The sequence below is a fragment of the Microbacterium sp. B19 genome (assembly GCF_000333395.1).
Lineage (GTDB): Bacteria > Actinomycetota > Actinomycetes > Actinomycetales > Microbacteriaceae > Microbacterium.
In genome coordinates, this window is sequence record NZ_BADA01000060.1 from 30,190 (window position 1) to 56,482 (window position 26,293).

Below are 26,293 nucleotides of genomic sequence, written 5' to 3' on the forward strand. Positions count from 1 at the left end.
ACGTGAGCCGTCCCAGAAACGATCAGATTTTCGAGACTAGTGCGGCCACGTGTGATCTGGATCAGCGACCGCATCGCGGCCGTGCTCGCTGCTGAACAGGCACAAACCCGTCTTCCTCATGCTGCGCGCGAGATTTTCTCGTATTCACTTTGCCTTCTCGAGGCAGAAAGGTCGTGGCTCGCGGCGCGAGTGGGGGACGGATGACTGAGTCCACGTCAAGCGCTGGTGGCGGAACTGCTGGCGCGACAAGCATCGCTGGGGTGGACACCTCGGGTGGGGTGCACTGCGAGACCACAGCTCTTGGTGTCCTTCTCGCCCACGGCGGGTTCCATCTCTCAGAGGTGATCGTTTTCGGATGAGTGCGGATTTCTACGGCGTCTCGGCGCAAGGCAGGCCCGCGAACTCGTGCGACGGCCGATTTCCGCCAGCGTTCGGAGCCAGTAGAGCCAATCATGGCTTTGTGATTACGAGGGCTTCCGCTACCGGACTATCGCCAACGACCTTGCTGCAGTACGTGATGCTGGCCTTGGTATGGGGGTCGAGCTTCTTCTTCGTCAGCGTCGGCCTTCGGGGCCTTTCGCCGACACAGGTCGTGCTCGCACGGCTAGGACTGGGCGCGGTCGCCCTAGTCGTGATCAGTTTGATGACCCGTCAGCGACCGCCCCGAGCGCTGAGCAGCTGGGCGCACCTTTTTGTTGTCGCGATGATGCTGTGTGTCGTCCCGTTTCTGCTGTTCGCCTGGGCGCAGCAACACGTTCCGTCGAGTCTTGCGAGCATCATCAACGCGACGACGCCGCTCATGACAATGGTCGTCGCATTGCTTGCGTTGCCCGCTGAACGACCCGACCGATGGAAGCTCGGTGGTCTTGGTGTCGGCTTTGTCGGAGTCTTGCTGGTGCTCGACCCGTTCACGGGTTTGGAGGTCGGCACGGACGTGTTCGGCTACCTCGCCTGTTTGGGCGCAACGCTCAGCTACGGCGTCGCGTTCGTTTACATGCGCCGATTCGTATCCCCGCGAGGCTACACAGCGATTCCCGTTGCCACCGCGCAGGTCGGTATGGCTGCCGTCGTCATGCTCATCATCAGCCCTTGGATCGCGAGTCAGCCCGTCGCCATCACCCCCGCAATTGTCATGTCGATGCTTGCGCTGGGAGTGCTGGGCACTGGTTTGGCCTACGTCTGGAACGCAAACGTCGTGAGCCGCTGGGGGGCCACGGTCGCCTCAACGGTCACCTACCTCACACCCGTAGTGGGGATCACACTCGGCGTTATCGCGCTTGGCGAAAGACTCTCCTGGTACCAGCCCCTCGGCGCGCTCGTCATCGTCGGGGGGATCCTCGTCAGCCAACGACGTATCCCGCGACTGCACCGCATCACGACCCGCACAACGGCGTCACCTTCGCCTGAGGACGACTATCAGATTTAGCACATGCGGCCAGCACCGGTGAGGGTCGAGCCGTCTTCACCGACGCTCCGAGTGCCCAAAAGCAGGGCAACCGAGGACGACCCACCCAGCGGCCAAGAACGTCCACCGAAAGGGGCGTTCCGCATAGCGTTTCTGGCCGACGCGATTGCAACCTGAACGCCCCCGTCCCGAAATAATCGGTTCCGCACGAGACTTCGAGTTCCGTTCAGGGCGCCAGCATGCCGTCCCGATCTGGGTCGAAGACAAACCCAGCCGCGTCGTCGTTGTCAGTACCAGCGTGGAGTGCGTGAGGGAACGAGCGGTCCCTTCGCGAGGCTGTTGCCGCCCGGGTTCAGGCCGCACTCCTCAACCACGCGCGACACGAAGCCGCATCAAAACGCCGCCAAAGAACGCCAAACCTCACAAACAAGGCTTGACGACCCGCCCCACAGCGATGCGGCTGCGCGCGTCGATATGACCGCGCTCGTCATGTCGTCGATTGGCTACTAGCTCCGCGGAGCTCCGTGCGGGTATACCGACCACTCAGCATCGGTGCAAGCTCCGCATCAACGGGGACCGCGGTCGCCATCTCGCAGACAAGCTGTTCGCCCTCGCAATGCAAGCGCATTACTGTACGCCCGCGCGGGCTGCGGCGATCGAGGTGGAGGGTGGCGCCTTCCCAGTGCGCAGCGCCGGGCTGCTGAGGCTCGAAGCCGTAGGAATCGAACCACCACCAGCCGGTCTCGGTCGCGACGCCGTGGCCGGTCACGGTAACAGCGCCAGCCCGCGTCTCTTCGTAGTCAATGAGCAGCACGCCCGCCGCGAAGGCGATCCGGAACTTGCCGACAGCCTCACCCGCGGGCGTCCACGCCGTAGCCTCAAGGCGTTCGTCGCCGATCCACTGCCCCAGCAACTCAATTCGTTTGTCATCACCAATCATTGGTGCAATGTATCATATTGGCGTGCGCCGTCTACTTCGCCCTCCGGGCCCGCTGACCGCCATGCCGACGTATGTGCTCTCGCTTCTCGGTCGCGATGCCCGAGCGGGCATGTTGGAGGCACTGCCAGCCGGAATGCGCCTGGGCCACCTCGCAGTCCTGGGCGCGCTTGCCGATCGCGACAGCAGCTCGCAACGCGAGCTCGGGGCACTGTTAGCCCTCCACCCAACCGATCTCGTCGCCATCATCGACGATCTCGTTGATCGATCGTTGGCTGAACGCGAAGTGGACCCCGCTGACCGACGCCGACGCCTGGTGCGGATCACCCCGACCGGCCAAGAGCTGGTTGCAGAATGCACGACAAAAAGTGTTGAAGTGGTCGAACAGCTATTAGCAGGTCTACCTCGTCCCGACCAAGCCACCGTCATGCGACTCCTCACCGAGGCAATCGAGCGTCGCTCGGGACAGGCTCAACCGTAGGTCAGCCGATGCGCTGGCATCAAGCATCCCGAAATGATCGTGCACCGAAACTCAGGCCCGAAACTTTCGGTCGCCAAAGCCTCCGGGAGTTTCGGCATTGAGTACCGGGCGACTCCCCATCACCGACCCGGAAACGATCGGTTTCGCACCCCTCGGGTGATCTGGCGCCACGTCGGGTCGCGTCCCGGCGCTCTGCGGCCCTAACGTGCTGCCATGTCTCCTGTTCAGTTCCTCGGTGTGGCGGCTGCGACGGTGCTGCTCATATTGGCGCCCGGTCCCAGCGTGGTGTTCATAGTCGGGCAGGCTTTGGCGAGAGGGCGTGCGGCGGCCTTGCTCAGCGCGGCGGGAAACGCGATCGGCGCGTTGATTGCTGGTTTGCTGATCGCGCTTGGACTGGGCGTTCTGATCACCCAGTCCGCGCTTGTCGTCGAGGTCATGCGATACGTGGGCGCCGGCGTCTTGATTGCACTCGGAGCGGTAGCTATCGCGACGGCGGGTCGAAGCGATGACGCGAAATCTGCGCCGTTGCCAGCAGCGGCAGCCAACCGCTCCGGCATTAAGTCGTTCGGCGCCGCGCTGATCGTGGGGCTGACCAACCCGAAGGTGTACATCATCTTCGCCGCGCTGCTTCCGTCCTTCGTTGATGCGTCGTCGTCGGTGCCCGCGCCGGTGCAGATCGCCTTACTGGCGATGGTCCCCGTCGCGCTAGGCCTGATAACGGATGCCGCGTGGGCGTTGGGCGCAAGCTGGGCTCGATCCTCAATCGTCAACGCGCCTTCTCGCATGAGGCTCTTCAAGCGCATCGGGGGTGGGTGCCTGGTTGCAGTCGGTGGCTATACGGCCCTGCACCGCGGCTAATCACCCCATGAGGGGAACTGGCGGACGGACGGCCACAGGAGCCTACGTCGGTGCGAAACCGATCGGTTTCGCACCACTTCCATGCCAGCATTGGCGGATGCTCTCACCGCAAGCGCTCAGCGAGACAGATCGACGGTTGGTTGCAAGCTGTGCGGCGGATTGCGCCGAGCGGGTGCTTACCCTCTTTGAGAATGAAGCTCCGGACGATGACCGTCCCCGTGATGCAATCGCTCGCGCGCGTGCGTATGGGGCTGGTGAGCTGAGTACCGCGGACGAGATTCGGCGTCGCTTCGTCGCCGGCCGCGCGGCGAAGTCGGTGACGACGCCGGCCGCGATCGCCGCAGCTCGCTCCGCCGCCCAAGCATCCGGTGTCGCGCATATGGGTGCACACGCCTTCGGTGCCGCCGCTTATGCCGTGAAGGCTGTGGCGGCGGACCGGCCAGCGGAGCGCGAGTCTGAGGTGGCCTGGCAGGTGGAGCACATGACAGAGGAAGTCCGTCGAGCCCTCTCCCTCCTGCCGCCTGTAGGCGAGGATGCTGCGGGACCACTCGTCGCTGGTGGACTACTCGCCCGCGGCGTCCTGGGTGAAGCAAATCCGAGAGCTGCAGGACCAGATCCGAGGAACGCGCTAAGACCCTGACCGGCGCGAAACCGATCGGTTTCGCACCACCCCATTCGATCGAAGTCGGCGCGCGAGCCCGGCGCGCGCTCTGCAGACCAACGTCTTTCGACACCGAGGACACCAGGATGCACCCGGGCCGGAGGCTGTGAACTCCTCCGGCCCGCCCGAAATGGGGTCTGCTCAGTACGTGTTGTGTTGCGGCCGCGTTCCCCGCGACGGGAAGGGCCGCCCCCGCACCCGCCCCGACCGGGTGCTCGCCGACAAGGGGTACCCCTCAAGGGCGAACCGCGCCTGGCTCCGCGACCGGAGGATCGCGGCGACCATCCCCGAGCGGGACGACCAGATCGCGCACCGCCGCAAGAAGCCGGGCCGGCCGATCGCTTTCGGCGACAAGCAGAAGGAACGCTACAAGGGACGCAACGTCGTAGAACGCTGCTTCAACCGTCTCAAGCAGTGGCGCGGCATCGCGATGCGCTCGGACAAACTCGCCCGCAACTACCGAGCCGCCGTCAGCCTCGCCGCGGCGCTGATCTGGATCAAGACCGATCTCCGCTGAGCGCTTCGCGCTCCTGCAGCGTGCGCTCAAGCTGTCCCACCGTCGGCGCACCCGCAAAGCCGCGCTCGGTCAGATAGACCCTGCACGCCAAGTCGGCAGTGTTCCCCTGGGACGGGAACAAGTCCTGACCGTCCAGAAGAATCGTGGGCGAGCCCGCGAAACCAGAGCTCACCGCCTCAGCCTCGGTGCGGATCAACACGAACTCCACCGGAACATCGCCCCGTCCGATCGAGTCGAGCACCAGCCGTACTCGATCGCCCGCCTCCTGCCAATTCGGGCAATCCTCGATATGCAGCACCTGGATCTTCACACGCCCATTCTCCCGCGCAACTCGCGGCGGCTGGCCACCCCGCACCTTCTTTATCCGCTTGCTCTTGTCGAAGATGAACCACACCCCCGGCTCAGGGGAGCGCTGTAGCTGCGACATGGGCGACCACACTTGCACCAAGCGCTGCCCCTACGCCTCCGTGACGGTCACGAACCGTTGATCCCGCCACCGGGCACGCCCGCCGAGATGATGACGCGGTGCAGCCGCTCCGTGGCCGTTCTGAGCGACGTCGCCCAGCCGAGCAGTTCACCGCCGACTACCTCGACCCGGTAGCGCGGCCCGTCGTCGGTGCGGCGCAGCTCGATCGTGCCAGCCACCTTGTCGCGGGCGTCGAGCATCACCCAGTGAGCGGGTGATGTCTCGCGCGCGAGGAGCTGGGGATGCCAGCGGGGGCTGTCGTCACGCATGGCGCCAGTATCGAATATGTGTTCGATTGGTTGCAAGTCGTCGCACGGCGCGGACAGGCCGGCGCGAGTCGCGTGGGGGACGCGGGGGTAGCGCCGACCGGGCTTTCCCGACCCTACGCGGACGCGGTGATGAGTTTTGCGCCAAGTAAAGCCGGGGTGTTGACATCCGCGACTCCACTGGGAATATACCCCCCAGGGGTATTGTCTTACTTAGGAATCGAACGGTTCTCGTGCGCTGAACACGTGCGCCTGCGGGGAGTTAGCAATGCCGGGAGGCCTCTGATGAGCAATCACGACCACGACCACGGTGGCCTCGGGCATGCGTCGGCGGGTGAGCGATCGTCCACGGGGGCGCACGATGTTTCCGACGTCGCGCCCGCAGGAGCAATGTCCACTCATGGACACGCGGACCACGGCGGTCATGCGGGCCACGGCGATCACGTCGGCAAGTTCCGCCGACTGTTCTGGATCATGCTGATCCTTGCCGTACCCGTCGTTGGTTTCTCGATGATGTTCTCGATGCTGGTGGGGTACTCACTCCCTGACGCGGCGTGGGTGGGCTGGGTTTCCCCGGTCTTGGGAACCGTGATGTACGCGTGGGGTGGGGCACCATTCCTTACCGGGGCTGTGAGCGAGATCCGTGCCCGCAGGCCCGGGATGATGCTACTGATCGCCCTCGCCATCACCGTGGCATTTCTCGCGTCATGGCACGCGAGCCTGGGCCTGGTCGATCACCAGCTCGACTTCTGGTGGGAGCTGGCGCTGCTGATCGTGATCATGCTGCTCGGGCACTGGATCGAGATGCGCTCCCTCGCCCAGACCACCTCCGCACTGGATTCGCTGGCGGCGCTGTTACCGGATGAGGCCGAGAAGATTGACGGGGACACCACGGTTACCGTCGCCCCCTCCGACCTCCGGGTAGGGGACACCGTCATCGTCCGCCCTGGTGGTCGTGTGCCCGCAGATGGTCGAATCGTGCAGGGCTCAGCCAGCATGGACGAGTCAATGATTACCGGGGAATCTCGCCCTGTCCGTCGAGGCGACGGTGACCAGGTGGTCGCCGGGACGGTAGCCACCGACTCCGGCGTCCGCGTCCAGGTCACCGCCGTGGGCGAGGACACCGCTCTCGCCGGCATCCAAAAGCTCGTCACCGACGCACAGAATTCTTCGTCCCGCGCGCAGCGTCTCGCTGACCGAGCGGCCGCATGGTTGTTCTGGTTCGCGTTGGGCGCCGCGGTGGTCACGGCCGTGGTGTGGGCCTTGGTGGGCTCACCCGATGACGCGGTGATCCGCACAATCACCGTTCTCGTGATCGCCTGCCCCCACGCCCTGGGGTTGGCAATCCCGCTGGTGGTGTCGATCGCGACCGAGCGCGCTGCCCGCGCAGGTGTCCTGGTGAAAGACCGTCTCGCGCTGGAAAGCATGCGAACGGTCAACACGGTGCTGTTCGATAAGACCGGCACCCTTACCATGGGCGCGCCCGCCGTCACCGCTATCGAGCCGGCCGGCTCGATCCAGGCGGACGAGCTGCTGGCTTTGGCTGCCGCGGCGGAGACGGATTCGGAGCACCCGCTGGCCCGCGCGATCGTCACCGCCGCGAAGGCCAAGAACCTCACCGTCCCGGCCGCGAATGATTTTGAATCCTCTCCCGCGGTGGGTGTGCGCGCCGAGGTGGACGGGCGAGTCGTGCAGGTGGGCGGCCCCTCTTTGCTCGAGCGGGAGAATGGTCGCGAGCTCGCCGTCGCAGACGATTGGCGGGGTGAAGGCGCGATCATCCTGCACGTGCTCGTCGACGGGTCTGTCGCTGGCGCCCTCCGCCTCGCAGACGAAATTCGTCCCGAGTCCCGCGCCACGGTGACCGCTCTGCATGAGCGGGGCGTGCAGGTGGTGATGATCACCGGCGACGCCGAGGCGGTGGCTGCGTCGGTGGCGGCGGACCTGGGAATCGATCGGTTCTTCGCCGGGGTGCGCCCCGAGGACAAGGCCTCCAAGGTCAAGGAACTGCAGAACGAGGGCCGCCGGGTGGCGATGGTCGGTGACGGCGTGAACGATGCCCCCGCTCTCGCGCAAGCCGATGTCGGTATCGCCATCGGCGCCGGAACGGATGTAGCGATTGCCTCCGCGGGTGTGATCCTCGCCAGCGACGACCCCCGGTCGGTGCTCTCGGTTATCGAGCTCTCCAAGGCGAGCTACCGGAAGATGAAGCAGAACCTCTGGTGGGCTGCCGGGTACAACCTCCTCTCCGTGCCGCTGGCCGCCGGCGTGCTCGCCCCCATCGGTTTCGTGCTGCCGATGTCCGTGGGAGCGCTGCTGATGTCCTTGTCGACCATCGTGGTTGCCCTGAATGCGCAGCTGCTACGCCGGCTGAATCTCAGCCCCGAGTCCATCGTCAAGTGATCCCACCCCTGCCGGGGGGTCGATAACCTGACTTGAACGGGAGGTGAGCATGTCTCTGATCAAGGTCGCGCAGCAGGTCCGTGGACCGCGCACGCTCACCCGCAACCTCCTGCTGCTAGTCGTCGTGACCGCAGCGATCATCGTCGGCCTTCTGGCGATGCACTCCCTCAACACCCACGGCACCACCACCGGACACGCCAGCGCAGCCACCGCGTCCAGCGTCGCAACCGATGCCTCTAGTCACCACGACGCGCCCGCCGCGGCGAACCCCGCAGGGGCAGCCGCTGACGCCTCGGGGTGTGCGGATTGCGGCGACGATCACGCGATGGCGTGGATGGCCTGTGTTCTAGCGCTCCTGGTCAGCGTGATCTTGCTCGCCCACGTGCGCATCGGGTGGCGCACCGCCGCTCGAGACGGTGTACTCCGTGCGGTGCGAGCCCGATGGCCCGCGTCCGCCCATACCGTCCTACCGCCCTCTCTCACTGTTCTCTGCATCAGTCGCACGTGATGACGCGTCCGCCCGCCTCGCACACGGGCAACGCATCTTCGGCTCGGCAATCGTCGCGCCGCATCACCGACTTGGAGAGAACATCACCATGAAGACCCGTACCGCGGCGACCGCCGCGCTCACCCTCGCTACCGCGCTCATCCTTGCTGGCTGCGCCGTTGGCACCACCTCCGGCGGCAGTATGCCGGGGATGGACCACGGCAGCAGCAGCAGTGCTACTCCTGCGCAGTCCGCCGACGCCAACGAGGCCGACGTCATGTTCGCCAGCATGATGATCGAGCACCACACACAAGCGATCGAGATGTCCGACACCCTCCTGTCGAAAGACGGCATCGATGAGCGTGTGACCGCTCTGGCGGAGCAGATCAAAGCCGCGCAGGAACCCGAGATCGCGCAGATGGAAGGCTGGCTGGAGGACTGGGGTGCCGGCTCCTCCGACATGGGCAGCATGGATCACGGGAGCGGCATGATGAGCGAAGACGACATGCAATCGCTCGAGCAGGCCACCGGGACCGACGCCGCCCGACTGTTTCTCCAGCAGATGATCGAGCACCACCGCGGTGCCATCGACATGGCCCAGGAAGAAGCCACCAACGGCCAGAACAGCGACGCCGTCGCCCTCGCCAACACCATCATCGAGGCGCAGACCTCCGAAATCTCCACGATGGAGGAGCTCCTGGCAACTCTCTGATCACGCCCGGGGTGGGGCGCGGAAAGCCGCCGCGCTCCACCCCTTGGTCAGACGAAACGCACACCCATGCACCACCACCCGACTTCCACCGCGCCCTCCTACCGCACCCGGGCGCTCTTCCTCCTCGCACTGATCGGCGCTGCCGTTCTCGCTCTCGCGGGCTGTACCGCCACCCCGCCACTGACGGGGGAGGCCCACCCCGAACTGCCGCTCACGCACGTGCACGGCATCGTCGAAGACCCCGCCAGCGACGGGTTTCTCCTGGGAACGCACGAGGGGATCTTCACCGTCACCCGCGACGGGGAGCTCGGCGCCCGTCTCGCGGACACGGACTTCGACGCCATGGGCCTCACGGTCGTTGACGACACCCTCGTCGTTTCCGGACACCCCGGCCGAAGCACACCACCCGAACTCGGTTCACCCCACCTCGGCATCATCCGCAGCTCCGACAACGGCCAGACCTGGCAACCCACCGCCTACACCGGCGAGAAAGACTTCCACTCCCTCGCCGCGGGCGCAGATGGAACGCTTTATGGTGTGGCCACAGACGCCAATGAAGTGCTCACCAGCATGGATCGAGGCGTCACGTGGCAGCCCACCGGGGCACCCGTCTACGCCATGTCACTGGCGGTTGACGCCGCAGGACGAGTGATCGCATCTACCCCACAGGGCCTGCTCGTCAGTTCCAACCGGGGCACAACATTCAGCGCTTGGCCAGATGCACCTCGCCTCGCCGGACTCAGCGCATCCCCCGACCACTCCCGAGTGGTCGGGGTCGGCGCCAAAGGAAAAGTCTGGACAACCACCTCGGGGGCTCAGAACTGGATCGAAGTAGGAGCCATTCACGGTATCGCCCAAGCCGTCACCATCACGAACAGCGGCGACATCCTCGTCGTTGACGACAGCGGCCTCACCCTCATCCCCAGCGAGTAGCCAACGGTTAGCGGGGGGCGGGCGTGCCTGCGGACGCCGCTGTCAACCCGCGCCTTCTGGCCGTGTTCGCGTACGCGACCTGCTGCTCTCACGCTGAACCCGACAACAGAAAGCCTTTCTATGACGTTCTCAATTGATACCCGCTCTACGGCGGTCCTCACCCGAAAACAAGCCCGCCATGCACGGCTTCATCCCGCCAGCGAAAGCGCACACCCCGCGCTCGTTCTTCCGCCCAAACCCCCGCAACGACTGCGCTCGCGCACCAGACCTGTCGCCGCGCCGGTCCCAGCCGATGAATTCGCGGCAGCTCTTTCGATGTTTCCCCTGCTTCTAGTCAGCCCCAACGCTTCGCCCGCACTCGCAGAACCGAGACGAACCCCGCCAGCTCGGCGGGATACCCCGAGACGCATGCGCACAGCTGCATGGTCCGCCGGGGTTGTTGGGATCGTTGGTCTCTTGTCGGTGGCGATGACCACACCCGCTGAGGCGCTGCCACATACCCACGAAGACTCAGTCACAGCCCCGGCAAACGGTTCGACTTTGCCGCCGAACAATGTCCAGGCCTACGCTGCCCCCGCCGGCACACTCGTCACCGACCTGGCCCGAGACTCGACGTATGGGGTCGGAACCCTCGTCGACCTCGCAAGTGCGACCAGCATTTCCAACTTTTCCGACACCGTTTTCACCAATGACACCGGCTGCGCCGTGCAATGGCCCTACCCCGCCGGGGTTCCCATCACCTACGGCTTTGGTATGCGGGATGGACGCATGCATGAAGGAACTGATTTCGTCCCCGGTAGGAGTGCGCAAATTCAAGCCGTCGCAGACGGTGTGGTCCGCGTTGCCACTGACAACGGCGGCGCGTTCGGCGTCACCATCGTCATCGACCACTTCATCGACGGAGCTCTCGTCTCCACCCGCTACGCGCACATGGAATACAACTCACGTCAGGTCGAGGTGGGCGACACCGTGCAGGTTGGCCAGTACATAGGCCGTACCGGAAACACGGGACGGTCCTTCGGCGACCATCTGCATTTTGAGATTCTGCAGAATGGGTCCCAGGCTGTCGACCCATTGCCCTGGCTACGCATGCACGCCACTTGCTGACCGTCGTACAGGAGGCGCGCGTTTGCGCGTGCCTCTCCAAGCCGGACGGACGGAGAACGAGCCAATGACGTGTATCGACGGACACGCTGTAGTCACTCGAGGTGGTGCAAAATCGATCGGTTCTGCACCACATTCGCTTAGAGGCTGAGGGCGGATTGAATAGCCGTTTCGAGGTCGTTCCATCGTTCGATGACGAGTGGTTGCCCGTTCACGAAGAACGTGGGGGTACTGCCGACTCCAAGTGCGCGTCCTTCATTGAAGTCCGCGCGCACGCGCCGTTCGGTGTCGGGGTCGGCCACGCTGGCGTCGTAGGCGGTCATGTCGAGCTCAAGCTCGACGGCATAGCTGCGGAACACGTCTGCTTTGGAGTCCTGTGCCTCGCCCCACTCAGCCTGTGTCTCGAAGAGCCGTTGATACATCTCCTCGAACCGGCCCTGTTGCGCAGCGGCTTCGGCGGCAACCGCGGAGTGGGTGGAGTTGAGGTGACCCGGCAAGGGAAAATAGCGCACGACATAGGTGATCTGACCGGCGTACTTCCGTCGCAGTTCCTCCACGACCGGGTAGTAGGCGCCGCACGCTTCGCACTCGAAGTCCAGGAACTCCACAACGGTCACCGCGTCGGCCCCGGCGTTATCGAGTACGTGCGAGTCGGCGCGCACAACTGCGGCGGCCGCAGGATCAGGCGCTTGTGCCCGGTTGACGAGGAACGCGACCAGCCCGACGACAACGACGACGACGAGGGTGGCGGCCGTGACGAGCAGGGGTTTGGTCTTAGCTTTCACTGTCAGTGCTGGTGGTCGTGATGGTCGTCGTCGTGCTCCTCCTCGAGGAGCATCCCCACGGAGGTGGCGCAGGCGTCACCGCGCCACGCCTCGATGCCCTCTCGGATTGCGAAGCCTGCGATGACGAGGCCGGCGATCGCGTCGGCCCACCACCAGCCGAATAGGCTGTTGACGATGAGGCCGATGAGAACCGCGGCGGACAGGTACGTGCAGATGAGGGTCTGCTTGGAGTCGGCCACAGCGGTAGCTGATCCCAGCTCGCGGCCCGCGCGGCGCTCCGCCAGCGAGAGGAACGGCATGATGACGACGCTGAGCGCGGTGAGCACAATTCCGACCGTGGAGTGCTGCACGTCGACCTGGCCCACGAGCGCGAGCACCGACGTTGCCGTGACGTACGCGGCGAGGGCGAAGAACGCCACGGCGATGACGCGGAGCGTGCCCTTTTCCCACCGCTCGGGGTCGCGGCGAGTGAACTGCCAGGCGACAGCGGCCGCAGAAAGAACCTCGATGGTGGAGTCCAGCCCGAAGCCGATCAGCGCCGCGGAGGAGGCGACGGTTCCGGCGGTGATCGCGACGATGGCCTCGATGAGGTTGTAGGCGATCGTCGCGGTGACGATCCACTTGATGCGTCGCTGGAGAGTGTGTCGGCGGTCGTCTGTGGGGCGAGGGGTGGTGGTGGTCATGCGCAGGTGCAGCTTTCTCCGGCGCAGCAGCCCGGTTCGACGTAGAGGACGACGCGCAGCAGCTCATCGAGGGCGGGTGCGAGGTGGGAGTCAGCGAGGCGGTACCAGGTGCGTCGACCATCCGGCACGGCTACCACCAGTCCGCACCCTCGAAGGCACGCGAGCTGGTTCGACATGACCTGCCGCGAGACGCCGAGCGCGTCGGCCAGGTCGGACGGGTACGCCGGGGCCTCTCGCAGCGCGAGCAGCACGCCGGCTCGGGTCGGGTCGGAGAGCGCGTGACCGAGGCGGGACAGCGCTGCGGTGTGCGTCACCGAAGCCGTGAGGGTCGCGGGGGGCATGCAGAGATAGTACACGTTTTGCTGAATTAAGCATGCGGTGTACTTTTTTCGATGATGCGAAACCGATCGGTTTCGCACCGTTTACCAGTGCCTCGCAAGAGCGTCGGCCAGGTCGCTTCGGAGCGCGTCGACGTCGACGTCGCCGGTGTCGTGCATGGCCTCAGAGACGATCAGGACGCTCGCTGTATCGGGCCGGATCGCGGACAGAGCGCTTTGCCGATTCACCCAGCGCCGAGCATGCGCGTTGCCGGCGTCATCGCGGAAGATCACCTCGCCCGGGTCGGGTGTCTCGGTGGCTCCGCCGAAGGTGAGGTAGGTCTCGGTGCCTGTCGCGTGCATCACGACGAGGTCGCCGGATACGCGGGCGAGGTCAAACACGGCGATGGGAATCGCATAGGCCACGGACACGGCGTTGCAGAGGTCCACCAGCGGGTGAATCGAGGGCAGCTCGCCGTCCTTCTTGAAGCGGCGCAGCAGGGCCTCCGACGCGCACCGGTACTGGGTGGGTTTGAGCCCCATTTGACTGTACGCACGTCGCCACCCGCCGATTTCGGGTAGCTCACTCTCGGACCGGTCAAGCAGACGCGCGACCGCTCGTTGGAGGAAAGGGGCGGCGGTGTCCGTGACGTCGGGTGTCGCCGTCACACCGTCGAGAATCAGCGTCGCAACGGCTAGCTGGGGGAACTCGGCGCGCAGCGCCGGATCGTGTGAGAAGCGCATCGGCGGTCACCGTGTTTCGAGAGCAAGTCTGCCGGCGAGCAGGACGTAGGTGGCGGCGAAGGTGCGGCGCAGCCACGCCATGACCTTGGGGCGTGTGATGACCTGGTTACGCATGGTGGCGGCGAAGACGCCGTACAGCGCGAACACGACGAACGTCAGCGCCATGAAGACGAGGCTGAGCCAGACCATGTGCCAGGTGCCGTTGGCCTCACCCGCGGGAACGAACTGGGGGAGGAAGGCGAAGAAGAAGATCGTCAGCTTCGGGTTGAGCAGGTTGATGAGGATCGCCGTGCGGATCACGCGCCAGAACGTCACGGGAGCCGCGCTCGCGTCGACGTCGATCATCGACTTGTCGCGGAAGGTCTGCCAGGCGAGGTAGAGCAGGTAGGCGACGCCGAGCCATTTGATCGTCTGGAAAGCGATCGCGGAGGCGTTCAAGATCGCGGCGAGCCCGGTGATCGCGGCGACCATGTGCGGGATGACGCCGAGGGTGCATCCGAAGGCGGCAATGATGCCGGCCTTCGTGCCACGGGACAGGCCCGCGGCGATCGAGTAGACGGCACCGGTGCCGGGGGTGGCGACCACCACGAGGGTGGTCAGCAGGAATGCAATGCTCATCGTCGTTCCTCCGAGAGTCGTTGCTTCCGCACAGTACCGCGTCCAGAGGCCGGCCCACGGCCGTCCGGTCGAGATGCTCTCCCGAGTGGTGCGAAACCGATCGATTTCGCGCCGCCGAACCGAAGGCGCCAGATCGGTCTCAGCGTCGCCCAACATCGCCAAGTTCGCCACGCCGTGGCTCCTGAGAGATCGAGAACACGCCAGCGTGAGGTAAAGTCTTCCTACTTGACCGGATAGAGTCCGGAAGAGAAGCAACCGGCTAGAGGCTGGAAGCGAGTACTCGACCGGATAGAGTCCGGAAGAGGAGCAACACCACACGCAACCAGCGAAACGCTGGAAGCAGTGACAACGAGCGTGGGCGCGATGCCCGCGCGTCATGATCTGCGGCGCGATGCCGGGATGATGACACCATTGCCGAATCGGCGGGATCCGATCGGGCAACGCGGAAGGCGCCGGGAGCGCCGAACGCAACCGGCGAGCACAGCGGCCGTTTAGGAATCTACGTGTCCCCAGGAGGACATCGCGTAGTCCGAGACCCCTGGCTCTCATGCCGGCTCTACAGACATCAATCATTGCGGAACGTCTACCATCAGCGCCCTGTCCTGGCAGGGTGCAGGTTGGGAGACGCGATGCTTGACATTGCCTTGTTCCTTGCGAACATCCCCCCGGTCGCAGTCGTCCTCGGCGCGCTCGGTCTGCCGATCGTTTACGTGGCGGCATTCAACACAGGTCCCGTTGGCAAGACAGCTCGGGAGGTGTTGGCAATGTTTCTTCCCCGGGAGCCCCCGAAGTAGAACTTAGGTCTGATGGTTGGGGCGCCGGGGTCGACCGGATACCGTTTCACGATGACCACCAAGCACGTGTTCCTTTCGTACATCCGAGAGGACAGCGCTCAAGTCGACAAGCTGCAGAGAGTGCTCGAAGCGGCAGACTTTTCTGTGTGGCGTGACACCGCCAACCTGTGGCCTGGGGACGACTGGCAGCAGAAGATTCGCCAGGCGATCCAGGGCGGCACGCTCGTCTTCCTCGCTTGCTTCTCGAGCGCACTAAAGGCCCGCGACACCTCGTACCAGTTCGCCGAGCTGATGCTCGCCGCCGACGAATATCGACTGCGTCCGCTCGACACGAGCTGGTTGATGACAATCAGATTCGACGAATGCGAGATCCCGTCTGTCGATCTCGGGGGTGGCCGGTTCCTAGACCGAACGATCCACCGACTCGACCTCTTCGGGGAACACGAGTCGGCGCAGCAGGCCCGCCTCATTACCGCTCTCCATCGAGTCATGCAGACAAGCCCTGGATCACCCTCGGGCAATGTACTGGCCGCGGTTGCCGCATCGAAACGAGCCGACACGAGCCTCGACCACTTGCGCGACCTGATTCGTAATCCAAATCTGGTCATGAACTACGACGCGTACCTGAGCTCTTTGCGTCGCCCAGCGCTCCGTGATCTGGCTGACCGGGAAAGGTTCCCGATCAGCGGCCCCAGCGGTCAGATCGATGCCGAGATCGCGAAGGCGTGGCTCGCCCGGATTCTCGACTACGAGGACATCGTGGTCGATCTCCTCGAGCCTCTGAAGCTGATCGGAGAGTACGGCCAGACTCAGCATCACGATGAGCTCACCAGAACCATGAGAGCCTTCGCGCAGGAATGCACTCAGTCAGCAGGTCTCGACCTGTTCCGATCTGCCCACCAGTATCCGGCTCTGCTCCTGAGCTACGTGCTGGGCCTCGCGGCAGTCAGCAAGAGCAACTACGGCATGCTCCGCGCCGGAGTCGCTGATGTCGTCGTGAGGACGCTCAACTCTCAAGCCCCGTTCATCCTGATGTCTGGAGCGGGCCGCATACCAGGGAACTGGAATTGGCTAGGTTCACTGCTCTGCAAGCGGGATGAGAACATCCCCGTCGATGATGGCCTGATCGGCTCGCTCGCATCTGGCCGCATCGGCGCGCGGTACACCCCGATATCGGACCACCTGTACACCCTCTTAGCTCCCTTGTTCGCCGATCAGTTCGTCAGCGACGAGGACTACGCCGATGCGTACGACCGGGTCGAAATACTGCTGGACGCGATTGCCGCCGACGCGAAGCAACAGAGCGGAAGCTATGTCAGCGCCCGCGGCGGATACGGCCGCTATACCTGGCGCCACGAGCACGCCGAGATTCCACCGGAAAGACGCATGCTCGACGAGGCGCAGGCAGCCGGGGCCGGCTGGACCCCACTGCTAGGCGGTCTCTTTGGCGGCGACACCAACCGCGCCGTCGCCGCGCTCACGGTGGTTGTAGAAAATGCGCGGAGTCTTTCCTTCGGTCGGCATTGACGCAGAGACAACCCCCGTCCGCAGGCGCGAGGACGATCGCACTCATTGTGCGCCCGCGCCGGCTCCTCACCCCTACGGTGGGCGTATGGACCAATTCGCGCTCGACATCGTGAGTGGGATTGCAGTGCCGGCGGCCGCGATTCGTTCGTGAGCGCGGGCCTCATGGTCACACGCACGTACCGCCGTCCCCCACCTGGCTCGAGGCGCAGCACGCGCCGCTCTGGCAGCGACCGGTGTCTGTCCGCGTGATCGCCTCAGACCAGCGGATCGCCATGCACGCGGGAAAAAAGTGGCTCAGCTTCCCGTATGCAGCCATGACGGCGATCTATCCCGAAGTCGGTGAAGCCACCCTCGTGTGCGAGTTCGCGCCCACTCCCCCACTGCTGCTGCGTGGTGCTGCGATACCCACAGTCGCGCTCCTCACCGTCCAACAGACCGGGGGCGTCGACGCCGTCCGCACGCATCACGCGCTCGGCGTCCTCGTCGACGAGTAGGACACGCGCGCGGGCCTGCCGGCGGGCTGCCAGCCCTGCTTCCCACGACTTGCATGCATAGAACAAATATTCGATACTGACGGACATGCGTGAGGACGGTCCCCGCTGGCACCCCCAGCTGCTCGCGCGCGAGAATCCCCCGGCGCACTGGGTCATGCTCGGCGCTCGAAACGAGGTCGCCGGAACGATCGAGCTGCGTCGCACCGACGATGGGCCCCGGTACCGGGTTGAGCACGGCGGTCAGCTCATCGGGTGGGCGACATCGTTGAAGGTCGCGGCAGAGCGACTACACCGGGCGATCATCTCGGCGCCCGTGCCGGGCGGTGGGATCAAACGGCTCGTGACCCGGGCCGCGCGCTAGGTGCCGGTGATGGTGCAGGCGTGGTCGCCTATGTCGCAGCTGCAGCGCTCTCCTGAGCAGGGGGTCTGGTATCTGTTCGACACGAGTAAGCGCATCGCGATCATCCGCCTCGTCGAGGTGCGTGGCCGCAAGCTCCTCCGCTCCGTGACGTTCGATCACGACCCGGCAGCGCGGCAACTCATCGGATACTTCCCCGAGGACGCGATGAAGCTGGCGGTGGAATGCACCTGGTCGGAGTACGTGAGGCAAACCGGCCCGTCCAGGAGCAACCGCAAGTGACGCCGGTTAGAGGCGACTTCTGGTTGGGTCAGCCGGGGCGCTTTCCTGTGCACCCGCACCAGATGGGGCGACCAACGACTCGTGGTCAGGGCCGCGAGATTGAGGCAGGGCGATGAGGCAAATCTGACCGTCCCTTACCGCAGCGCTCCCCCGAGCATGCTGCTATCTCCCCCGTCCACGCAGCCCGCCGTCGCGGATCTTCGCGGCATCAAGGTTCACCCGGCCCCTATCGCGAACCCCCACGTGAGAGAGGTTCACCCGGCCCGTATCGCGAACCTCCACGTGAGAGAGGTCCGCCAGGCCCCTGTCGCTGATCTTCACGCCAGATAATTGCACCAGGCCGGTGTCGCTGATCTCCGCGCCCGAGAAGTGCACCCGGCCGGTGTCGCTGATCTTCGCGCCAGAGAAGTGCACCAGGCCGCTGCCGCGGATCTTCGCGCCAGACAGGTTCACCAGGCCGCTGCCGCTGATCTTCGCCTCAGAGAGGTCCACCAAGCCGCTGATCTTCGCGACGTACAGGCCCACCTCTCCACCTCCGCTGACCTTCACGTTTCTGAGCATCACTTGGCCGCTGCCGCTGATCTTCGCGCCAGAGAAGCGCACCCGGCCGCTGCCGCTTATCTCCGCGCCAGGCATATACACCGCGCCGCGGCCGCTGATCACCGCACCAGAGAAGTTCAGCCCGCCGCTGATCACCGCGCCAGAGAAGTACACCGCGCCGCGGCCGCTGATCACCGCACCAGAGAAGAGCAACTGACCGTGGTCGCTGATCTTCGCTTTCGGAAATCTGACTTCGAAGTCGATATGTGCGGCTTCGAGGTTGATCGATCGCCCATGCCAGTTCGGGTCTGCGTCCCTTGCGAGGTGACGGCTGATCACTGAGTAGCCCGCTTGTTTAACGGACACCTCCTGTGGGGTGGTGCGTTGCGCGTCGCGGCGTTCGTCGGGGAGCAGCTGGTCGTGCTCTTCCTCGGTGAGGGGAACGAGCATGTCGTCGGTGCGCGGTGCGCGGAGGTAGCCGGTGAGGACCTCGATGCATACCTGAACCTCGTCTGGGTTCCCGAATGCGTCCCAGTCGTCGGCGAGAGCGCCGAGGGCAAAGAGGGCTGCTTGCCGGTTGGCGAGGGCAGGGTCGCTGAGGAGCTTCACGGTGGTCACGAACCGTTCTCGTAGCGCTCGCTCGGTGTCGATACGTCGTTGGGCTTCGACCTCGTCGCGACGCGCCTGCTCCCGGTCACGGTCGTCGATGAGGCGCTGGCGGTCGCGTTCGGCGGCTTCCAGTTCTTGACGGTGTCGGGACAGGCTGAGACCAACCCCGACGAGTGCGATCGACCCGCCGAGGGCGAAAAGGACGACGTTGGCGGCGGGCCCTAGGAACGCTGCGCGCTCATGCTCGTCCATGTCGGGAAACCAGTTGGCCAACAGTCGGTCGGGGACACTCGCAAGCAGGATCGCCCCGACGATGACGTACCCCACGACACCAGCAGTGACTCGCACCCCGAACCGGCGCCATAGCGGTGGCCGCGGTGGCGGGTTCTCGGCGGGTGGCCGTGGGTCGGGTGCGTCGGGTTCTGCTTCCACAGCCCGATTGTGGATCATCCGCGCTCGAGCACGCGAGGTGGCGATCGCAGGAAGGCTGTCGGCGCTGGGGGCTGATCTGCCGGTGACAGGGGTCAGGATCGGTGTTGGGCGATTCGGTCGATCTCGGCGGGTTGGAAGCCGGACCAGTGGTCTTGGTCGTCGACGACGACGACGGGGGCTCCCCTGTATCTGGAATCGAGTTCTTGTATGTAGTCGACGGCTTCGGGGTGCTCGCTGAGGTCGACGACGCGGTAGCGGATGCCTTTCGATTCCAATGCTCGGTAGGTCGCGATGCACTGGCCGCAGGAGGGCTGGCTGTAGACGATCACCTCGTCGTGGATCATGTCGCTCATGTTCTCGCCTGTCCGTGTTCGTTGTTCATTGCCCCGAAAGTGAGCAGTTAGACGCTTGCGTCGAGCTGCCTGCTTTCGGTGGCATCTGCCGCCTTGCGCGTAGTGGAGGGCGTAGTGCAGGTCGCGTCGGCGTTCCGGGCGTGGCGGCTTGTCCGACGCGCCAGGGTTGTCGGCGCCGAGCGATTCCGCAGGAATCGCGACGCCTGAACGGAGCCTGGAACGGAGATGAGTCGTCCGGCCCGGCGCCTCACCTCACGCGTGGTCCGCGAACACCTCAGAGGCGATGCGGAACGCCGTGTTCGCGGCCGGCACTCCGGAGTAGATCGCGGACTGCAGGATGACCTCGCGGATCTCGTCGATCGTCAGGCCGTTGCGGATCGCCGCGCGCAGGTGCATCGCGAGCTCCTCGTGGTGGCCGTGGGCGATGAGCGACGACAGCACCGCGACGGAGCGCGAGCGACGGTCCAGCCCGGGGCGCGACCACACATCGCCCCACGCGACGCGCGTGATGAAGTCCTGCCAGTCGGCGGTGAGGTCGGTCGCCGCGGCGGTCGCGCGGTCGACGTGCGCGTCGGACAGCACTTCGCGGCGCACCACCATGCCCTGGTCGTAGCGTTCCTGGTCGGTGGCCATCAGGCGTCCTCTCCCGAGACGGTGGCGAAGAACGAGCGGAGGACGGATGCCACGGCCTCCGGCTGCTCCGCGGGCGGCAGGTGTCCCGCGTCGTCGATGCGCACCGCGCGCCCGTGCGCCACACCCGAGGCGATCTCGACGGCCTTGTCCTCGGGCGCGACGGCGTCGAACTGCCCCCACGCCGCGAGCACCGGCACCTCGATCTCCCCGAGCGAGGATCGCACGTCGTACGCGGCGAGCGCTTCGCAGCATCGGGCGTAGCTCTCGTCGTCGGCGTCCTGCAGGACGTGCAGCAGGCGACCGCTCAGTTCGGGGCGCCGAGCCATGGACTCGGGGGCGAACCACCGCTGCGCCGAGCCGATGATGAGGCTCGAGGTGCTCTGCGTGCGCGCTTGCGCGGCCCGCGCGGTCCACGCCTCGGGGTCGCCGAGCTGGGCCCCGGATGCCACGATCGCGGCGGCCCGCAGCCGGGGGCCGTGGCGCAGCGCCAGCTCGAGGCCGGTCGCGCCGCCGAGCGAGACGCCGGCGTAGAGGAACGTCTCGTCGGGGACGGCGGCGGCGACCGCGTCGGCGAGGTCGGCGACGGTGAACGCTCCGGTCGCCACCGGGCCCACGCCGTGGCCGGGGAGGTCCCACGCCGCGACGCGGTAGTCGTCGGCCAGCAGCGGCACGACGTCCTCCCACAGGATCGTCGAGGTGCCGAGCGACGGCCCCAGAACGACGAGGGGCGCGTCGGCCGGACCGACGGGGGCGGTGAGCGCGATCATCGGGGGTCCTCCGTGCGGGCCAGGCGCGGCGCGAGGCCGACGTAGCCGGCCGGGTCGAGCAGCGCGTCGAGGTCGAGGTCGCGGGTCTCGGGTAGCGCGCGCAGCGCCTCCCCGAGGTCGCCGTCGCCGCCGACGAGAGCCGCGAAGCGGTCCGTTCCGATCCGCGGCACGAGGACGCCGCGCAGGCGCTCGCTGACGATCCGGCCGCCGGTGAGCGCGAGGTTGCGGGCCACGGCATCCGTGTCCACCCGCAGGTGCGCCGCAAGTGAGGACGCGTGCCAGGACGCGCCCAGCGCGAGGCGCAGCAGCTCGCGCAGCGTCGGCCACTCGGCGTGCCAGGCGCCGTCGGGACGTTCGTCGACGGCGAGAGCGGATGCCAGGTGCAGCGTCGCGGCCAGCTGCGGCGCGCGCATCGCGGCGGAGCGGATGAGCACGGCCTCGGCCGGGTTCTGCTTCTGCGGCATGGCCGACGAGCCGCCGCCCGTGCCCTCGGCGACCTCGCCGATCTCGGTGCGGCTGAGGGTCGCGACGTCGGCCGCGAACACGCCGAGCGCGTCGATCGCCTGCACGAGCGCGTCGCCCAGCTCGGTCACCGGCCAGCGAGTGACGTGCCACGGCGCGTCGGGCACGTCGAGCCCCGCGGCCTCGGCGTAGGCCGCGGGCAGGGCGGCAGCGGCATCCACCGATCCCGTGATCTCGACGAACGACGCCAGCGTTCCCGCGGCCCCGCCGAGCTGCGCGGGGAACACCAGCGCCTCGAGCCGCACCAGGGAGCGATGGATGCCACGCCCCCACGCCGCCGCGCGGGCACCGACGGTGGTCGGCACGGCGTGCTGCGTGAGCGTGCGGGCCGCGGCGACGGTGTCGGCGTGCGTCTCCGCGAGCGCCCGCAGCCACTGTCCGGCGTGCGTGAGAGACGCGATCACCTGCTCGACCGCGGCGCGCGCGACGATCATCGTCGCGGTGTCGAGGATGTCCTGGCTCGTCGCCCCGCGGTGGATCCAGGGGCGGCACTCGGCGGGCACGCGGCCCTTGAGTTCGCCGACAAGCGGGATCACCGGGTTGCCGCCGGCCACCGACGCGGCCGCGAGCGCGCCGAGGTCGATGCCCAGCGAAGGCGAGCCGTACTTCTCGTCCAGGCCGAACGTGTGATCCACGGCGACCGCGATCTCGCGGGGGGCGATCCCCCGGTCGGCGTAGGCCGTGACGAGCGCGCACTCCGCGCGCACGAGCGCGTCCAGGTACGCCCGATCCGAGACGAGGATGTCGTGACCGACGGTCGCCGGCGAGAGGAGCCCGGCGTCGAGGGGGTCAGAAGGCAAGGAAGACCGTCTCCTTCTCGCCCTGCAGCCGGATGTCGTGGTGGAGGTGTCCGTCGGGCGTACGCGTCGCCACGAGGCTAGCGCGCTCCTCCGCGTCGAGCGAGGACAGCAGCGGGTCGGCGGCCAGCGCGGCGTCGTCGGCGGGGACGTAGATGCGCGTGTGCAGCTTGTTCGGCAGGCCGCGCGCGAACACGATCGCCGCGAAGAACGCCGCCGTGCCACCGGGCTCGCGGGTCCAGAACTCGTAGTGCCCCTCGTCGTTCGTGAAGGCGCGACCGAAGCCGGTGAACGTGTGGTCGTCGCGGCGGAACGCGCCGCGCGCACGCGGCACCGAGCCGTCGGCATCCGGTCCGAAGATCTCGACCAGCGCGTCGGGGATCGGGGCTCCCGCACCGTCGTACACGGTGCCGGAGAGCACGATCGCGCCGGGCGAGTGCGGGAACGCGACCTCGTGCTGCTTCGGGAACTCCAGCCCGTAGGCGAAGAACGGGCCGACCGTCTGGCCGGGGGTCGGGCGGTGGGTCTTCGGGGGGATCATGCGTCGCCCTCCTGCTCGAAGTACGTCTGGTCGGGGCCGTCGACGACGATGTCGAAGCGGTAGCCGGTGGCCCACTCGGGGGAGGTGAGGTCGTGGTCGTAGACGCCGACGAGGGCGTCGCGGTCCTTCTGCCGGTGGATGCTGTTGTAGATCGGGTCGAGCGCGAACAGCGGGTCGCCGGGGAAGTACATCTGCGTCACGAGCCGCTGTGTGAACGACGTACCGAACACCGAGAAGTGGATGTGCGCCGGACGCCAGGCGTTCCGGTGGTTCTTCCACGGGTAGGGGCCGGGCTTGATCGTCGTGAAGGCGTACTCGCCCTGGTCGTTCGTGATCGCGCGGCCGGCACCGGTGAAGTTCGGGTCGAGCGGGGCCGGGTGCTGGTCGCGCTGGTGGATGTAGCGGCCGGCGGAGTTGGCCTGCCAGATCTCGATCAGCTGGTTCGCGAGGGGCCGCCCCCACGAGTCGAGCAGGCGCCCGCGCACCGTCATGCGCTCGCCGAGGGGCTCGCCGGCGTGCTGCAGCGTGAGGTCGGACTCGATCGCGGCGACGTCGCGCTGCCCGAACGCGGGCGAGTACAGCTCGATGGTCTCGGGGTCGACCAGTTTGGGGTTCTTCGTGGGGTGGCGGAGCACGCTCGACCGGTACGCGGGGAAGTCGTACGCGGTCGCGGGGAGCTGCTCGCCCGCGGCCTCGCGGGCCTCGAGCGCGGCGTGCGCGGCCTGGATCTCGCGGGTGATCTCGTCCTGCGTCGCCTGGTCGGGGGCGGCGAGGAGCGATTCGGGGGCAGCGGCGGGGGTGCGGGACATCGGGTCTCCTTCGACCGATCCATGTTCCGGCATGCGCCGAGCGATGCGCCAGTGCGTTCCCGCTGAATGGGAGTCGTGGCATCCTGAGTCCATGGCCAACTCCCCCTCGGGCGACTCGGTGACCGATCGCCTGGTGCGCATCCTGGAGACCTTCACCCCCACGCGCACCGCGCAGACGACCGCCGAGATCGGCCGCCGGGCCGGCCTGCCGAGCTCGTCGGCGCACCGGATCGTGAACGAACTCGTGGATGCCGGACTCCTCGAGCGCGACGAGGAGCGCCGGGTGCGCGTCGGCATGCGGCTGTGGGAGCTGGCCACGCGCTCGTCGCACGCGCTGCGTCTGCGGCAGGCGGCGCTGCCGTTCATGGAGCGTGTCCAGGTGCGCGTGCGCGAACACACGCAGCTCGCGATCCTCGAGCAGGGCGAGGCGCTGTTCCTCGAGCGGCTGAGCGCGCCCGACTCGGGGGCGAACATCACGCGCGTCGCGGGACGGTTGCCGCTGCACGCGTCGTCGTCGGGACTCGTGCTGCTGGCCTTCGGTCCGCACGACCTGCAGGAGCGCGTGCTCGGGGGGCCGCTCACGCCGGTGACGCCGTCCACGATCGTCGACCCCTCGGCCCTCCGCCGCACCCTCGCCGAGATCCGGACGCTCGGCTACGTCGTCGCCCCCGGCTACGTGGACGAGGTGTCGACCGGCGTCGCGGTCCCCGTGCGCGACGAGACCGGCGCCGTCATCGCGGCGCTGTCGTGGTGCTGCCGCGCGACGCCGAGACGCAGTTCGCCCTCGGCGAGCTGCACCGCGCCGCCCGCGACACCGAGCGCGCCCTGGGCTACCGCCGCTGAGCGCGCTCGTTCGCGTGAGTCGCCAGATTTTGTCGCCTGTGACCCCCGAGAAGCGACACATCTTGGCGACTCACGCGAGGTGACCGGTGCCCGTTCAATGAGAAGGGGCACATGGGGGCGCGGCGTGTCCGTCAGCATCGGGCGGGTACCCGTCGAAGGAGACGCCATGACCACCACCGTCCGCACCCGTGTCGCGATCGTCGGCGCCGGCCCCGCGGGGCTGCTGCTCTCGCACCTGCTGGATGCCGCCGGCATCCCGTCCGTCGTCATCGACCAGCGCTCGCGCGACGAGATCGAGAGCACGATCCGCGCCGGCATCCTGGAGCAGGGCACGGTCGAACTGCTCGACACGCTCGGTGACGCGTCGCGCGTCCGGACCGTCGGGCACCGCCACGACGGCATCGAGCTGCGCTTCGCCTGCGAGGGGCACCGCATCGACTTCCCCTCGCTCGTCGGCCGCTCCGTGTGGCTGTACCCGCAGCACGAGGTGCTGAAGGACCTCATCGCCGCGCGCCTCGCCGCCGGGCAGGACCTGCGGTTCGGCGTCACGGCGGAGAGCGTCGTGGATGCCGAGACCGACCGCCCCCGCGTGATCGCCCGGGACGCCGAGGGGCAGCCGTTCGAGATCGAGGCGGAGTTCGTCGTCGGATCGGACGGGTCGCGCAGCGTCGCCCGCGCCGCGGTGACGGGATCGAGCACGGGCGGATACTTCCGCGAGTACCCGTTCGCGTGGTTCGGCATCCTGTGCGAGGCGCCGCCCAGCTCGGAGGAGCTGATCTACAGCAACTCCCCCGACGGCTTCGCGCTGATCAGCCAGCGATCGGCGACCGTGCAGCGGATGTACTTCCAGTGCGACCCCGAGACCGACACCGCGGCGTACTCCGAGGCGCAGCTGTGGGACGAGCTGCAGAAGCGTGTGCCCGGCACCACGCTGAAGGAGGGGCCGATCTTCCAGCGCGACGTGCTGCGCTTCCGGAGCTTCGTCGCCCACGAACTGCTCCGCGGCCGGGTCGCGCTCGTCGGGGACGCGGCCCACACCGTCCCGCCGACGGGCGCGAAGGGCATGAACCTCGCGGTCGCCGACGTGCGCCTGCTCGCCGACGCGCTGAACGCGCTGCTCCTCGAGGGCGACGCGCGCCCGCTCGAGACGTACCCCGAGCGGGCGCTGCACCGCATCTGGAAGGCGCAGCACTTCTCGTGGTCGCAGGCCGCCCAGGCGCTCGACGGTGTCGGACGCTTCGGATCGCCCGACGAAGGCGAGGTCCCGGATGCCATGCTCCCCCGCCAGGTGTTCCGCGAGCGCGCGCATGCCCGCGGCGTTGTCCACGCGGACGCGGTGATGCTGGTCACCGTCCGGCGCGGCGCTGAAGAGCACGATCGGGATCGTCGGGGCGTACCGGGCCAGGGCGGGAGCCGTCTGCGGCGAGGGGAAGATCGCCAGCCCGTCGACGCGACCCGCGGTGTCGGCGACCGAGACGTCGGTGCCGGCCCCGCTGCTGAGCATCACGGGGCGCCCGAGCGCCCAGCACTCCAGTTCGAATCCGCGCTGCACCTCGTCGACGTACAGCGGGAACGCCCGCGGGTCGGAGAGCACGTCGTCGTCCGTCTGGTTCCACGG

The 26,293-nt window shown here is 67.0% G+C and carries 30 protein-coding genes; 14 read left to right on the top strand and 16 right to left on the bottom strand.

What is annotated here, in order from left to right; all coding sequences use genetic code 11:
- The first annotated feature begins 502 nt into the window (after nt 1-502).
- Entirely contained in the window at nt 503-1,426 is a 924-nt protein-coding gene (locus I5G_RS20115; RefSeq protein ID WP_022877603.1) for a DMT family transporter, read from the top strand.
- A gap of 466 nt (nt 1,427-1,892) precedes the next feature.
- Here the strand turns inward: I5G_RS20115 and I5G_RS25660 are convergent, their stop codons facing one another.
- Nucleotides 1,893-2,345, bottom strand: coding sequence for a hypothetical protein (locus tag I5G_RS25660; protein ID WP_022877604.1), 453 nt, complete (start codon nt 2,343-2,345; stop codon nt 1,893-1,895).
- Nucleotides 2,346-2,406: 61 nt separating this feature from the next.
- Between I5G_RS25660 and I5G_RS24320 the strand changes: the two genes are divergently transcribed.
- The 4 genes from I5G_RS24320 (at nt 2,407) to I5G_RS02265 (ending at nt 4,859) form a co-directional block, all read left to right on the top strand.
- Nucleotides 2,407-2,823: a MarR family winged helix-turn-helix transcriptional regulator gene (locus I5G_RS24320; RefSeq protein WP_187288786.1), complete on the top strand. Its 417-nt coding sequence runs from the start codon at nt 2,407-2,409 to the stop codon at nt 2,821-2,823.
- Between the two features lie 213 nt (nt 2,824-3,036).
- Nucleotides 3,037-3,681: a LysE family translocator gene (locus I5G_RS02255; RefSeq protein WP_022877606.1), complete on the top strand. Its 645-nt coding sequence runs from the start codon at nt 3,037-3,039 to the stop codon at nt 3,679-3,681.
- Nucleotides 3,682-3,778: 97 nt separating this feature from the next.
- Nucleotides 3,779-4,321 carry a putative immunity protein gene (locus tag I5G_RS27085; protein WP_083896526.1) on the top strand — a complete coding sequence of 181 codons (543 nt, stop codon included), beginning with the start codon at nt 3,779-3,781 and terminating at the stop codon, nt 4,319-4,321.
- 151 nt (nt 4,322-4,472) lie between these two features.
- Nucleotides 4,473-4,859 carry an IS5/IS1182 family transposase gene (locus tag I5G_RS02265; RefSeq protein WP_022877608.1) on the top strand — a complete coding sequence of 129 codons (387 nt, stop codon included), beginning with the start codon at nt 4,473-4,475 and terminating at the stop codon, nt 4,857-4,859.
- On the opposite strand, the gene I5G_RS02270 is transcribed toward I5G_RS02265, so the two are convergent.
- Nucleotides 4,840-5,169, bottom strand: a complete 330-nt coding sequence (locus I5G_RS02270) for a hypothetical protein (protein ID WP_026095586.1) — start codon at nt 5,167-5,169, stop codon at nt 4,840-4,842. The genes I5G_RS02265 and I5G_RS02270 overlap by 20 nt on opposite strands.
- Nucleotides 5,170-5,333: 164 nt before the next feature.
- Nucleotides 5,334-5,594, bottom strand: coding sequence for a hypothetical protein (locus I5G_RS02275; RefSeq protein WP_022877610.1), 261 nt, complete (start codon nt 5,592-5,594; stop codon nt 5,334-5,336).
- Nucleotides 5,595-5,876: 282 nt separating this feature from the next.
- Between I5G_RS02275 and I5G_RS02280 the strand changes: the two genes are divergently transcribed.
- The 5 genes from I5G_RS02280 (at nt 5,877) to I5G_RS24330 (ending at nt 11,230) form a co-directional block, all read left to right on the top strand.
- A complete protein-coding gene (locus I5G_RS02280) occupies nt 5,877-7,991 on the top strand; it encodes a heavy metal translocating P-type ATPase (protein ID WP_026095587.1) in 2,115 nt (704 codons plus the stop codon).
- 49 nt (nt 7,992-8,040) lie between these two features.
- Nucleotides 8,041-8,499 (top strand): DUF6153 family protein, encoded by a 459-nt coding sequence (locus tag I5G_RS02285; RefSeq protein ID WP_026095588.1) that lies wholly within the window; start codon nt 8,041-8,043, stop codon nt 8,497-8,499.
- Nucleotides 8,500-8,587: 88 nt separating this feature from the next.
- Entirely contained in the window at nt 8,588-9,190 is a 603-nt protein-coding gene (locus I5G_RS02290) for a DUF305 domain-containing protein (protein ID WP_022877613.1), read from the top strand.
- Nucleotides 9,191-9,256: 66 nt separating this feature from the next.
- Nucleotides 9,257-10,123, top strand: a complete 867-nt coding sequence (locus tag I5G_RS20125) for a F510_1955 family glycosylhydrolase (RefSeq protein ID WP_022877614.1) — start codon at nt 9,257-9,259, stop codon at nt 10,121-10,123.
- Nucleotides 10,124-10,531: 408 nt separating this feature from the next.
- Nucleotides 10,532-11,230, top strand: a complete 699-nt coding sequence (locus I5G_RS24330) for a M23 family metallopeptidase (RefSeq protein ID WP_187288788.1) — start codon at nt 10,532-10,534, stop codon at nt 11,228-11,230.
- Between the two features lie 137 nt (nt 11,231-11,367).
- On the opposite strand, the gene I5G_RS02305 is transcribed toward I5G_RS24330, so the two are convergent.
- From I5G_RS02305 to I5G_RS02325, 5 genes are all read right to left on the bottom strand, one after another.
- Nucleotides 11,368-12,012 (bottom strand): thioredoxin domain-containing protein, encoded by a 645-nt coding sequence (locus I5G_RS02305; protein WP_022877616.1) that lies wholly within the window; start codon nt 12,010-12,012, stop codon nt 11,368-11,370.
- Between the two features lie 2 nt (nt 12,013-12,014).
- Entirely contained in the window at nt 12,015-12,695 is a 681-nt protein-coding gene (locus tag I5G_RS02310) for a cation diffusion facilitator family transporter (RefSeq protein ID WP_022877617.1), read from the bottom strand.
- Nucleotides 12,692-13,036, bottom strand: a complete 345-nt coding sequence (locus tag I5G_RS02315; RefSeq protein ID WP_026095589.1) for a helix-turn-helix transcriptional regulator — start codon at nt 13,034-13,036, stop codon at nt 12,692-12,694. Before I5G_RS02315 ends, I5G_RS02310 begins: the two co-directional genes overlap by 4 nt.
- A gap of 81 nt (nt 13,037-13,117) precedes the next feature.
- Nucleotides 13,118-13,756 (bottom strand): B3/4 domain-containing protein, encoded by a 639-nt coding sequence (locus I5G_RS20135; protein ID WP_022877619.1) that lies wholly within the window; start codon nt 13,754-13,756, stop codon nt 13,118-13,120.
- A gap of 6 nt (nt 13,757-13,762) precedes the next feature.
- The gene (locus tag I5G_RS02325) at nt 13,763-14,374 is read right to left on the bottom strand and encodes a LysE family translocator (RefSeq protein ID WP_022877620.1); all 612 of its coding nucleotides are present in this window, start codon (nt 14,372-14,374) and stop codon (nt 13,763-13,765) included.
- Between the two features lie 845 nt (nt 14,375-15,219).
- Between I5G_RS02325 and I5G_RS02330 the strand changes: the two genes are divergently transcribed.
- Nucleotides 15,220-16,695 carry a toll/interleukin-1 receptor domain-containing protein gene (locus tag I5G_RS02330; protein ID WP_022877621.1) on the top strand — a complete coding sequence of 492 codons (1,476 nt, stop codon included), beginning with the start codon at nt 15,220-15,222 and terminating at the stop codon, nt 16,693-16,695.
- A 254-nt stretch (nt 16,696-16,949) separates the two neighbouring features.
- Here the strand turns inward: I5G_RS02330 and I5G_RS25055 are convergent, their stop codons facing one another.
- Nucleotides 16,950-17,276, bottom strand: coding sequence for a hypothetical protein (locus tag I5G_RS25055; protein ID WP_148286373.1), 327 nt, complete (start codon nt 17,274-17,276; stop codon nt 16,950-16,952).
- Here I5G_RS25055 and I5G_RS20140 point away from each other — a divergent pair.
- Together I5G_RS20140 and I5G_RS02345 are read left to right on the top strand one after the other, a co-directional pair.
- Nucleotides 17,275-17,550 carry a hypothetical protein gene (locus I5G_RS20140; RefSeq protein WP_022877623.1) on the top strand — a complete coding sequence of 92 codons (276 nt, stop codon included), beginning with the start codon at nt 17,275-17,277 and terminating at the stop codon, nt 17,548-17,550. The genes I5G_RS25055 and I5G_RS20140 overlap by 2 nt on opposite strands.
- A gap of 9 nt (nt 17,551-17,559) precedes the next feature.
- A complete protein-coding gene (locus I5G_RS02345) occupies nt 17,560-17,829 on the top strand; it encodes a hypothetical protein (protein WP_148286374.1) in 270 nt (89 codons plus the stop codon).
- Between the two features lie 162 nt (nt 17,830-17,991).
- On the opposite strand, the gene I5G_RS23855 is transcribed toward I5G_RS02345, so the two are convergent.
- The 7 genes from I5G_RS23855 to pcaH all read right to left on the bottom strand — a co-directional run bounded on the left by I5G_RS23855 (nt 17,992) and on the right by pcaH (nt 23,832).
- Nucleotides 17,992-19,305, bottom strand: coding sequence for a pentapeptide repeat-containing protein (locus I5G_RS23855; protein ID WP_148286375.1), 1,314 nt, complete (start codon nt 19,303-19,305; stop codon nt 17,992-17,994).
- A 197-nt stretch (nt 19,306-19,502) separates the two neighbouring features.
- A complete protein-coding gene (locus I5G_RS02360) occupies nt 19,503-19,763 on the bottom strand; it encodes a glutaredoxin domain-containing protein (protein ID WP_022877627.1) in 261 nt (86 codons plus the stop codon).
- A gap of 252 nt (nt 19,764-20,015) precedes the next feature.
- Nucleotides 20,016-20,396, bottom strand: coding sequence for a 4-carboxymuconolactone decarboxylase (gene pcaC / locus I5G_RS02365; RefSeq protein WP_026095591.1), 381 nt, complete (start codon nt 20,394-20,396; stop codon nt 20,016-20,018).
- Entirely contained in the window at nt 20,396-21,163 is a 768-nt protein-coding gene (locus I5G_RS02370; RefSeq protein WP_036325784.1) for an alpha/beta fold hydrolase, read from the bottom strand. Before I5G_RS02370 ends, pcaC begins: the two co-directional genes overlap by 1 nt.
- The gene (locus I5G_RS02375) at nt 21,160-22,485 is read right to left on the bottom strand and encodes a lyase family protein (RefSeq protein WP_022877628.1); all 1,326 of its coding nucleotides are present in this window, start codon (nt 22,483-22,485) and stop codon (nt 21,160-21,162) included. Before I5G_RS02375 ends, I5G_RS02370 begins: the two co-directional genes overlap by 4 nt.
- The gene (pcaG, locus tag I5G_RS02380) at nt 22,475-23,023 is read right to left on the bottom strand and encodes a protocatechuate 3,4-dioxygenase subunit alpha (RefSeq protein WP_022877629.1); all 549 of its coding nucleotides are present in this window, start codon (nt 23,021-23,023) and stop codon (nt 22,475-22,477) included. Before pcaG ends, I5G_RS02375 begins: the two co-directional genes overlap by 11 nt.
- Nucleotides 23,020-23,832 (bottom strand): protocatechuate 3,4-dioxygenase subunit beta, encoded by an 813-nt coding sequence (gene pcaH, locus I5G_RS02385; protein ID WP_022877630.1) that lies wholly within the window; start codon nt 23,830-23,832, stop codon nt 23,020-23,022. The genes pcaG and pcaH overlap by 4 nt, the downstream gene beginning before the upstream one ends.
- A gap of 91 nt (nt 23,833-23,923) precedes the next feature.
- On the opposite strand from pcaH, the gene I5G_RS26290 reads away from it, so the two are divergent.
- A partial coding sequence (locus I5G_RS26290; protein WP_187288789.1) for a 4-hydroxybenzoate 3-monooxygenase occupies nt 23,924-26,293 on the top strand: 2,370 nt, incomplete at its 3' end.

What these genes read in the sequence shown, in the direction of transcription:
- I5G_RS25660 (WP_022877604.1), bottom strand. Translation starts at nt 2,345, where the DNA reads ATGATTGGTGATGACAAACGAATTGAGTTGCTGGGGCAGTGGATCGGC.
- I5G_RS24320 (WP_187288786.1), top strand. Translation starts at nt 2,407, where the DNA reads ATGCCGACGTATGTGCTCTCGCTTCTCGGTCGCGATGCCCGAGCGGGC.
- I5G_RS02255 (WP_022877606.1), top strand. Translation starts at nt 3,037, where the DNA reads ATGTCTCCTGTTCAGTTCCTCGGTGTGGCGGCTGCGACGGTGCTGCTC.
- I5G_RS27085 (WP_083896526.1), top strand. Translation starts at nt 3,779, where the DNA reads ATGCTCTCACCGCAAGCGCTCAGCGAGACAGATCGACGGTTGGTTGCA.
- I5G_RS02265 (WP_022877608.1), top strand. Translation starts at nt 4,473, where the DNA reads ATGGGGTCTGCTCAGTACGTGTTGTGTTGCGGCCGCGTTCCCCGCGAC.
- I5G_RS02275 (WP_022877610.1), bottom strand. Translation starts at nt 5,594, where the DNA reads ATGCGTGACGACAGCCCCCGCTGGCATCCCCAGCTCCTCGCGCGCGAG.
- I5G_RS02280 (WP_026095587.1), top strand. Translation starts at nt 5,877, where the DNA reads ATGAGCAATCACGACCACGACCACGGTGGCCTCGGGCATGCGTCGGCG.
- I5G_RS02285 (WP_026095588.1), top strand. Translation starts at nt 8,041, where the DNA reads ATGTCTCTGATCAAGGTCGCGCAGCAGGTCCGTGGACCGCGCACGCTC.
- I5G_RS02290 (WP_022877613.1), top strand. Translation starts at nt 8,588, where the DNA reads ATGAAGACCCGTACCGCGGCGACCGCCGCGCTCACCCTCGCTACCGCG.
- I5G_RS20125 (WP_022877614.1), top strand. Translation starts at nt 9,257, where the DNA reads ATGCACCACCACCCGACTTCCACCGCGCCCTCCTACCGCACCCGGGCG.
- I5G_RS24330 (WP_187288788.1), top strand. Translation starts at nt 10,532, where the DNA reads ATGCGCACAGCTGCATGGTCCGCCGGGGTTGTTGGGATCGTTGGTCTC.
- I5G_RS02310 (WP_022877617.1), bottom strand. Translation starts at nt 12,695, where the DNA reads ATGACCACCACCACCCCTCGCCCCACAGACGACCGCCGACACACTCTC.
- I5G_RS02315 (WP_026095589.1), bottom strand. Translation starts at nt 13,036, where the DNA reads ATGCCCCCCGCGACCCTCACGGCTTCGGTGACGCACACCGCAGCGCTG.
- I5G_RS20135 (WP_022877619.1), bottom strand. Translation starts at nt 13,756, where the DNA reads ATGCGCTTCTCACACGATCCGGCGCTGCGCGCCGAGTTCCCCCAGCTA.
- I5G_RS02325 (WP_022877620.1), bottom strand. Translation starts at nt 14,374, where the DNA reads ATGAGCATTGCATTCCTGCTGACCACCCTCGTGGTGGTCGCCACCCCC.
- I5G_RS02330 (WP_022877621.1), top strand. Translation starts at nt 15,220, where the DNA reads ATGACCACCAAGCACGTGTTCCTTTCGTACATCCGAGAGGACAGCGCT.
- I5G_RS20140 (WP_022877623.1), top strand. Translation starts at nt 17,275, where the DNA reads ATGCGTGAGGACGGTCCCCGCTGGCACCCCCAGCTGCTCGCGCGCGAG.
- I5G_RS25055 (WP_148286373.1), bottom strand. Translation starts at nt 17,276, where the DNA reads ATGTCCGTCAGTATCGAATATTTGTTCTATGCATGCAAGTCGTGGGAA.
- I5G_RS02345 (WP_148286374.1), top strand. Translation starts at nt 17,560, where the DNA reads ATGGTGCAGGCGTGGTCGCCTATGTCGCAGCTGCAGCGCTCTCCTGAG.
- I5G_RS02360 (WP_022877627.1), bottom strand. Translation starts at nt 19,763, where the DNA reads ATGAGCGACATGATCCACGACGAGGTGATCGTCTACAGCCAGCCCTCC.
- pcaC (WP_026095591.1), bottom strand. Translation starts at nt 20,396, where the DNA reads ATGGCCACCGACCAGGAACGCTACGACCAGGGCATGGTGGTGCGCCGC.
- I5G_RS02370 (WP_036325784.1), bottom strand. Translation starts at nt 21,163, where the DNA reads ATGATCGCGCTCACCGCCCCCGTCGGTCCGGCCGACGCGCCCCTCGTC.
- pcaG (WP_022877629.1), bottom strand. Translation starts at nt 23,023, where the DNA reads ATGATCCCCCCGAAGACCCACCGCCCGACCCCCGGCCAGACGGTCGGC.
- pcaH (WP_022877630.1), bottom strand. Translation starts at nt 23,832, where the DNA reads ATGTCCCGCACCCCCGCCGCTGCCCCCGAATCGCTCCTCGCCGCCCCC.